Source organism: Chromobacterium sp. FG89 (assembly GCF_057808735.1).
Window position 1 is genome coordinate 1 of record NZ_JBMDIQ010000061.1, and the last position, 2205, is coordinate 2205.

A 2205-nucleotide genomic window follows, 5' to 3' on the forward strand; every position below is an offset into this window, starting at 1 on the left:
AATCGCTGCGGCGGCCGATTTCGTCGACGCTGACACGCAGATTGCCGAACACGTCATAGCCCAGTTGCTTGACGCCGCCGTCGGCGTGCGCCTCGCCGCCGCTCTTGCCCTGGCCCCGTTCGCCGCCAGCCAGCCAGCTTTGGCGGTTGAGCTGGCCGTTGGCGTCGACGGTGGCCACCAGATTGCCCAGCGCGTCGTAGCGGTACAGGGTGCGCACCGGCGGCGGGGCCTTGTCGCCGGCCGCGACGATCACGGTTTGCGGGTCTTGCTTGGCCAGCAGTTGGCCGAAGGCGCTGTACTCGAAGGTGGTGATGTTGCCGCGGCCGTCGGTTTCGCTGCTCACTTCGCCGAAGGCGTTGTACTGCTGGCGGCGGATGATGTTGTGCTCGCTCTGGCTGGTGCCGGTGATCACCCAGTTGAGGCGGGCGCTGTCGACGCCGCTGTGGCGGCGCAGATAGCCGCTGACGTCCAGCGCCGCGCCGTCGGCGCCGGTCAGCAAGGCGCCCTGGGCGTCGGCCAGCTGGTAGCGGTACTCGTAGTCGCCGGCGGCCAGCGCGTCGGCGTTCAAAGCGAACTGGCCCTGGGCGTTGCGGCTCAGCGCCGCCTGGGTCCAGGCGCCCTGGCTGCCCTTGCTCCGGTAGGACAGCAAGAGCTGGGCGGCCTGGGTCTGCGGCGGATTGAAGCTGACCATCAGCGGCAGCGTCAGGCCCTTGGTATTGACGCTGACGGCGCCGCCGCCCAGCGTCAGTTGGCCGCCGGCGCGATTGAGCATCAGGCCATTGGCGTCGAACAGCTGGTATTCGAAGTCGTAGACCGTCGGCGCGCTCAGGCCCTTGGCCAGCGCGCTGCTGTCCCAGTCCCATTCGCCGTTGGCGGCACGACTCAGCGGCGCTTCGGCCCAGGCGCCGCCGGCAGTACGATAGCGGATCAGGCCGCGGGTAGCCGCCGCCGGCTGATTGCCGCCGATGTGAACGATCTGCGGCTGGTCGCGCCAGGCGACCGGTTGGGTGACGGAAGCCGCTTCGCCCGGACGGAAGGCGCCGACCACCGCGCCCAGCGATTGGCCGTTGGCGTCGAGACGCTCGAGCTCATACTCCCAGGTCTGCCCGGCGGCCAGGCCGTAGTTGGACGGCAGGAACTGGAACCAGCCCTTAAAGCCGGTGGCGGCCAGCACCTGGCTGGCTCCCCACTCGCCGCCCGGGGTGCGGAAACGCAACCGCGAGGACACCGCGGCCTCGCCGAGATTAGTCAGATTGACCCAGCCGGTGTTGTACATGAAGGCGCTGTCGACGGCGGCCTCGCTCTGGGAGATGGTGGGCGCGCTGTCGTTGAGGTTCATCGTGCCCTGGCGGGTGTTGAGCACCTTGCCGGCGGCGTCCATGGCGACGTAGCGGAATTCGTAGGCTTGGCGCGCCATGCCGGACCAGTCGAGGGCGAATTGGCCGGGTACTACATTGCCGTTGACCTTGAGTTGCGGCACATAGACATACTGCCAGCCGGCATTGCTGCCCGCCGGGCGGGTGTAGAGCAACATCTGGGTGGCGGAAGTGGGTTGGGCTTGGAAGTGAATTTTTTGAGCACCAGAAACCCCTCCTCCCGAAATAAGCCTCGGAGGGATACCTACATCTCCATAGGAAAAATCATCATTACTCCCCACGCCAGGCAAAGATGTAAAATCAAACGCTTGCGTGTTAAATCTTGTAATTTCCTTTTTCACACCACCTTGCTGCTTTAAGAGCCGAATAGACATCGCCTTAATTGTAGGCCCTCTCTCAGAGTCACCATTCCCTCGAAACTCATAATTAAATTTAATTACTTTTCCTTTATCAAGCGAGCTAACAGCAAAAGACTTTTGATATATCAAGCCATCAACCACAATTTCAAAAGGACCATCACCATACTCAGGCAATACACCTGGCAAAGTAACTGTTATTTCTATACCATTTGACCAGTAACCTCGGATTGCTTCTTTCCAGCCAGGGGCTTCATCCCACCATGAGAGCCCCAGCACCTTAATATCTGCAGTCGCGGAACCTGCTCTGCCAATATCAACAGCTCCCCCCGCCAGCGGATTCTTCTCCACCGCCACGCCAGGCGCCTTCGTAGACCCCGCCGTCACCACCCCGCCGCTGCCCTCCTGCGGCACCGCACTCACCCAGCGCTCCGCCTGCACCAAGGCCTGGTCCCGCGCGTTCACCATCTTCG

General features: G+C 63.1%; 1 protein-coding gene. It reads right to left on the reverse strand.

Going from position 1 to position 2205, the window contains the following annotated elements; genetic code table 11:
- Positions 1 to 1534: RHS repeat domain-containing protein (locus ACODRW_RS24210; protein WP_488906907.1), on the reverse strand; the 1534-nt coding region annotated here is incomplete at its 3' end.
- Positions 1535 to 2205 lie beyond the last annotated feature (671 nt).